A 6000-nucleotide genomic window follows, 5' to 3' on the forward strand; every position below is an offset into this window, starting at 1 on the left:
AGCATCCCGGCGGGGACGGGCGGAGTCCTCGGCGCGGATGACGAAACCGGGGGTCCTACGAACGATGTACGCGGCCCCTCACCCAGGCGGAGCCCGGCAGCCCCTGGAGGATGCTGAGATAGGAACGTGCCGTCCCCCGCGCTCACCGCCGCCCGCCGTCTCACCGTGACGCGACAGGACACCCTGATCGCCGTCGCCGCGCTGGCCGGCGGCCTGCTGATGCTGAGCGTGCACGGCTACGCGCGCTGGAGCGACGTCTGGGATCCCGGCGTGGGCTGGCGGGCGCTGCCGCTGGTGGGGATGTGCGCGGCGATGGCGTTCCGGCGCACCGCCCCGCTCCCGGCGCTGGCCTGGGCCACCCCGTTCAACATCCTCGACCTGGCCATGGGCATGAGCTTCGCCGTCGTGGTCATCTACGGCGACGCCCTGTACGCGGCCGCCGTGTACGGGCGGCGGCGCCACGTCGGGGAGTGGCTGCTGGGCGCGACCACGGCGGTGACCCTGGTGGTGATGGCCGTCGTGGGCGTCGGCTGGCACACCTTCGCCGGCGCCGTCATCGCCGGGGCGGTGGCGGGCGTGAGCTGGGCCATGCCGGTGATGACCGCCATGGCCGTGCGCGAGCACCGGGAGAAGGCCGAGGCGCAGCGGCTGCGCGCCGAGCAGATGGCGCGCCTGGCCGAGCTGGACCGGCGCACCGCCGTCGCCGCCGAACGCGCCCGCATGGCCCGCGAGCTGCACGACGTGATCGCCAACCATCTCAGCGCCGTGGCCCTGCACTCCTCGGCCGTGCTGAAGATGCCCCACCTGGACCGCGCCGACGTGCAGCGGTCCATGGAGGTGATCCGCGACAACAGCGTGCGGGGGCTGGCGGAGATGCGGCGCATGATCGGGCTGCTGCGCGACGACGGCGGCGAGGAGCCCGATCCGGCCGCCGCGCCCCGCCTGGAGGAGCTGGACGACCTGGTCGCGCGGACGCTGCGGTCCGATCTGGACGCCCGGCTGATGGTGACCGGGCGGGCGCGCGAGCTGCCCGCCGCCGTGGAGCTGGCCGCCTACCGCATCGTCCAGGAGTCGCTGACCAACGCGCTCAAGCACGCCGGCCCCGGCCGGGCCGAGGTGCTGCTGGAGCACCGGCCCGGCAGCGTCGCGATCACGGTGCGCAGCCCGCTCGGGCCGGACGGCTCCCGCTTGCCCGGGTCCGGCAGCGGCCTGGTGGGGATGCGCGAGCGCGCCGCCGTGCTGGACGGGACGTTCGCCGCCGGGCCCGAGGGCGCCGCCTGGGTGGTGCGGGCCGAGCTGCCGACCGCGCCGCCCGCCTCCGACGCCGACGACACCGACCGGGTCAGGGAGACGACCGCGTGATCAGGGTGCTGGTGGCCGACGACCAGGCGGCCGTGCGGGCGGGGCTGGTGCTCATCCTGGGCGCCGCCCCCGGCATCGAGGTGGTCGGCGAGGCCGCCGACGGGGAGCGGGCCGTGGCGCTGGCCCGGGAGCTGCGCCCGGACGTGGTGCTCATGGACGTGCGGATGCCCCGCCTGGACGGCGTGTCGGCCACCCGGGAGATCTCCGGGTTCGCCGACGTGCTGGTGCTGACCACGTTCGACCTGGACGAGTACGTCTTCGGCGCGCTGCGGGCGGGCGCGGCCGGGTTCCTGCTCAAGGACGTCGACGCCGACCGGCTGGTGGACGCGGTGCGCACCGTCGCGGCCGGGGACGGGGTGATCGCGCCCCGGGTGACCCGCCGGCTGATCGGCGCCTTCGCCGCGCGGCGCCCCGACCCGGCGACGCGTCCCGACCCGGACGCGCTGGCCGCGCTGACGCCGCGGGAACGCCAGGTGTTCGCCTGCCTCGGCCAGGGCCTGACGAACGGGCAGATCGCCGAGCGGCTCGCCATGGCCGAGACGACCACCAAGACGCACGTCAGCCGCATCCTGTCCAAGCTGGGGCTGCGCAGCCGGGTCCAGGTGGCCATCCTCGCGCAGGAGGCCGCCGCTGACGGCTTTTCGTCGCCGATCACGCATTCGGAGTCGGCCGGGGACGAGTGACCGCTCCACGGCCCTCTCAGCGCGCTGATCACGCCCAGGGGCCGGGGCGGGGGCTCAGGGGGACAGGCTGCGGATCAGGTCGGCGACGCGGACGATGCCCAGGCAGCGCCCCACCTCGTCGGTCACCACCAGGTCGTCGTACACGCGCTCGTTCTCGCGGCCCGCGGCGCGCAGGGCGGCGATGGCCGGCACCGTCCGGGGGACGACGCGCGGCGGGTCGGCCAGCCGCACCGCGGGCTTGTGCGCGTGCAGGGCGTGCCCGTACGCCCCCGACAGCTGCAGCAGGAAGCGGGTGCGGTCCACCGTGGCGCGGGGGCGCTGCCCCTCGTCCACCAGCACCACGCTGGTGGTGCCGGTCTCGGCGGTGAGGACGGTGAGGACCTCGTCGGCGGTCGTGGTCACGGGAAGCGTCATGGCGGGCAGCGTGAACTCCGACACCCGCGGCCCCAGCGTCGTCTCGGGGCGCGGGGAGCGCGGCTCCTCCCTGGCCGCCACCGGCACGGTGATGCGCATGCCGGGCCGCCACTCCGGCGGCGCCAGCGCCGGTCCCTGCACCAGCCGCACGCCCGCCTCCCGCGCCTGCAGCACGTGCTCCTCGGTGGCCAGGCCGGGGGCGAGCACGTGGGTGCCCAGCCGGTGCGTCAGGTCCACCAGGGCCGTCACCAGCGCGGCGCGGCGCTGGTCGGAGCCGGTGCGGCGGGCCAGGTCGGCATCGATCTTGACCAGGTACGGGACGGCGTCGACGAGCAGGTCCAGCGGCACGGGCGAGGCGCCGAGCCCGCCCAGGCCGACCAGGTAGCCCGCGCGGCGCAGCCCCTGCAGGCCGCCGACCACCGCGGGACGGTGCGCCGGGTGGAAGGCGCCGGACACGCAGACGATCACCTCGCCCGGGCGGCGCCCGGTCTCGGCCAGCCCGTGGTGCAGGCCCGCCAGCGTCGCCTCGCCGTGCGCGAGCGTCGCGGCGCGGATGCCGACCTGCAGCGGCAGCCGGGTGCCCAGCTCGGCGACGGCGCGGGCGGCCTCCACCGCGGGGCGCACGTCCTCGGCGGCGGGGTCCGGGCGCGCCGCGGGCGGCTCCCCCTGCCCGGGACCGCAGTGCGCCTCCACCGCGACGACCGCGCCGGTGCCGAGGTCGACCACCGGCTGGAACACGGCGCGCGCCGGAAGCAGGACATTTGGGGCGGACACAGCGGCATCATGCCGCTCCTACCAGGCCGAATCCACAGTTGTCAGAAGAAGTTAACGCACTATTCGTCCGGATCGGCGGCACGGGCGGCGCCGTTCACGCTAAAAGATCAAGACGGCCGCGCGCCCGGCCGCCCGGCTCACAGGGAGCGGCCGCCGAACGTGGCCGACAGCGCGTAGGTCACCCCGGCCAGCGCCGCCAGCCAGGCGTACGGCACGATGTCGGCGCCGCGCAGCCCCTGCACGATCACCGCGGCGACGACGGCGCCGGTGAGCACGTCCCCGGTCAGGGCCGCCGCGCGGACGTGGGAGCGGGCCCGGTGCCCGGATCCGAACCCCTCGCTGCCCGGCAGGGCGGGTTCGAACCGCCGGTACCCGAGCAGCAGGGCGTAGCCGGCCAGCACTCCCAGGGCGACGAGCCCGGTGCCGGCCCGGTCGTCGGCGGCGAGCAACGCCGCGACCACCACTCCGGCGGCCAGGGTCAGTCCGGGTACGGCCCAGCGGCTGAGGCGACGGCGTTCGGGCGCGATCCACATGCCGGCCATCTTTCCGGATCGGCGCGCTGATCAGGAGGGCAACGCGCCGGGCGCGGACGGACACGGATCCGCCGGCGCCGCCGCGGGGGCGGTGCGCCCCGGTATGTTCTGTGCTCGTGGCGCGATTCCGATTGAACGGCTCGAAGATGCTGGCCGTCGAGCTGGCCGGGGACACGATCAGGGCGCTCAACGGCTCCATGGTCGCCTACGACGGCCAGATGACGTTCAAACGCCAGGGCATCTCCGGCGGCGAGGGGCTGCGCGGCGCGCTCAAGCGCCGGATCGCCGGAGAGAGCATGACGCTCATGGAGATCACCGGCCAGGGCACCGTGTACCTGGCCAGCGAGGCGACCGAGGTCACCCTCGTCCCGCTGAACGGCGAGACCTTCTTCGTGGAGTCCGAGAGCCTGCTGGCGCTCGACGGGCGGCTGCAGACGGGCGTGCAGTTCGTGGGGCTGCGCGGCATGGGCACCGGGCAGGGCCTGGCCACCACCAAGGTGGACGGGCACGGCACCGTGGCGATCCTGTCCGAGGGCCCCGCCATCGCCCTGGAGGTCACCCCGCAGACGCCGCTGAGCGTCGACCCGCACGCCTACGTGGCGCACTTCGGGCAACTGCGGCAGGACGTCGTCACCGACGTCAACTGGCGCACGGTGCTCGGCCAGGGCTCGGGGGAGAGCGTGCAGTTCCGGTACCAGGGGCACGGCGTCGTCTACGTCCAGCCGGCCGAGCGCGGCGGAATTCTGGAGATCTGAGCATGCCCGGATATCAGTCGATCACCTCCAAGATGGTGCGGGTGCCGATCGGGCCCGGACAGGAGGTCTACAGCAGGCGCGGCGCCATGCTCGCCTACACCGGACGGGTGCGCTTCGCCCCGTCAACCACCGCGGGGCAGGGCATCGCGGGCACCCTCGGCCGCGCCGTCGCCGGTGAGCGCACCGAGATGATGCACGTCACCGGGCAGGGCAGCGCGATGTTCGGGCACGCCGGGCTGGAGGTCACCGTCGTCGAGCTGTCCGGCGGCGACACCCTGTACGTCGAGGCCGACCGCCTGCTGGTGCACGACGCGAGCCTGCGGGTCGGCACCATGTTCCTGGGCGAGCAGGGCGGCATCGGCGGGGTGATCCGCGGCGCGGTCAGCGGCCAGGGCCTGTTCACCACCACGCTCACCGGCGACGGCTCGTGCGCGCTGCTGACGCACGGCGGCGTCATGGAGATGCCGATCACGCCGCAGCGGCCGGTGCACGTCGACCCGCAGGCGTACGTGGCGCACCGCGGCCGGCTCCAGAACAAGCTGACCACGGCGGTCGGCCTGCGCGACCTGATCGGCCGCGGGTCCGGCGAGGGCTTCCAGCTGCAGCTCAGCGGCGACGGCGTCGTCTACGTGCAGCCGAGCGAGAGGAAGATCTGACACCGTGACGACCCCCACCTCCACCCCCACGTTCAACGCGGCCACGCTGCCCGCCAACGACAACGTCAACGCCTACTCCTTCTGCGTCGACCTCAACGGCCAGTGGTTCGCGCAGAAGGGCAAGATGATCGCCTACTACGGCGACATCCGCTTCGAGTCGCTGTCGGCCGGGCCGCTGGACGCGCTGGTCGCCGCCCACTTCCACTCGCCGCTGTACTCCCAGGACTGGATTGTCGCGCAGGGACGGGGCAAGCTGCTGCTGGCCGACCGCGGCTTCGACGTCAACTCCTACGACCTGGACGAGGGCAACCTGACCATCCGGGCCGGGAACCTGCTGGCGTTCGAGCCGGGCCTGGAGCTCAAGCAGTCGATCATCCCGGGGTTCCTGACGCTGATCGGCACGGGCCGGTTCGTGGCCGCTTCCAACGGCCCGGTGCACTTCGTCGAGCCGCCGATCCGGGTCGACCCGCAGGCGCTGCTGGGCTGGGCCGACTGCCCCTCGCCCTCCCACCACTACGACCACTCCTACATGAGGGGCGTGATGGGCGCGGCGCGGTCGATGTTCGGCATCGGCGGCACCTCCGGGGAGGAGCACCAGTTCGACTTCACCGGGCAGGGCACCGTGCTGATGCAGTCCTCCGAGGTTGTCGCCAGTGAGGACACGCTGCTGCGCGACCTGGAGGGCCAGATCGGCGTGCTCGGGGTGTCCGGGCTGCAGCGCCTGCACCACACGATCGGCCAGCGCCTGGCCGCCGAACGCCAGGACTGACCGCCGAAACGCCGGGGCTGTCGGCCGGCCGCCGCGACCGGGCGCCGGAGGAGC

The 6000-nt window shown here is 74.3% G+C and carries 7 protein-coding genes; 5 read left to right on the forward strand and 2 right to left on the reverse strand.

Annotated features, from left to right (window positions below; genetic code table 11):
* Positions 1-126 precede the first annotated feature (126 nt).
* On the forward strand, positions 127-1362 hold the full coding sequence (locus ABD811_RS11180) for a sensor histidine kinase (protein ID WP_344944928.1): 1236 nt from the start codon (positions 127-129) through the stop codon (positions 1360-1362).
* The gene (locus ABD811_RS11185) at positions 1359-2045 is read left to right on the forward strand and encodes a response regulator (protein WP_344944931.1); all 687 of its coding nucleotides are present in this window, start codon (positions 1359-1361) and stop codon (positions 2043-2045) included. Before ABD811_RS11180 ends, ABD811_RS11185 begins: the two co-directional genes overlap by 4 nt.
* A gap of 54 nt (positions 2046-2099) precedes the next feature.
* Here the strand turns inward: ABD811_RS11185 and ABD811_RS11190 are convergent, their stop codons facing one another.
* A complete protein-coding gene (locus ABD811_RS11190; RefSeq protein WP_344944933.1) occupies positions 2100-3233 on the reverse strand; it encodes an EAL domain-containing protein in 1134 nt (377 codons plus the stop codon).
* A 137-nt stretch (positions 3234-3370) separates the two neighbouring features.
* Positions 3371-3766 (reverse strand): ABC transporter permease, encoded by a 396-nt coding sequence (locus ABD811_RS11195; protein WP_344944936.1) that lies wholly within the window; start codon positions 3764-3766, stop codon positions 3371-3373.
* 116 nt (positions 3767-3882) lie between these two features.
* Between ABD811_RS11195 and ABD811_RS11200 the strand changes: the two genes are divergently transcribed.
* Genes ABD811_RS11200 through ABD811_RS11210 form a run of 3 tightly spaced genes read left to right on the forward strand, consistent with a single transcriptional unit; the run spans position 3883 to position 5946 of the window.
* Positions 3883-4521 (forward strand): AIM24 family protein, encoded by a 639-nt coding sequence (locus tag ABD811_RS11200; RefSeq protein WP_344944939.1) that lies wholly within the window; start codon positions 3883-3885, stop codon positions 4519-4521.
* 2 nt (positions 4522-4523) lie between these two features.
* On the forward strand, positions 4524-5177 hold the full coding sequence (locus ABD811_RS11205; RefSeq protein WP_344944941.1) for an AIM24 family protein: 654 nt from the start codon (positions 4524-4526) through the stop codon (positions 5175-5177).
* A gap of 4 nt (positions 5178-5181) precedes the next feature.
* Positions 5182-5946: an AIM24 family protein gene (locus ABD811_RS11210; protein ID WP_344944944.1), complete on the forward strand. Its 765-nt coding sequence runs from the start codon at positions 5182-5184 to the stop codon at positions 5944-5946.
* Positions 5947-6000: the final 54 nt, after the last annotated feature.

The sequence above is a fragment of the Actinomadura miaoliensis genome, from assembly GCF_039536785.1.
GTDB classification, from domain to species: Bacteria; Actinomycetota; Actinomycetes; order Streptosporangiales; family Streptosporangiaceae; genus Spirillospora; species Spirillospora miaoliensis.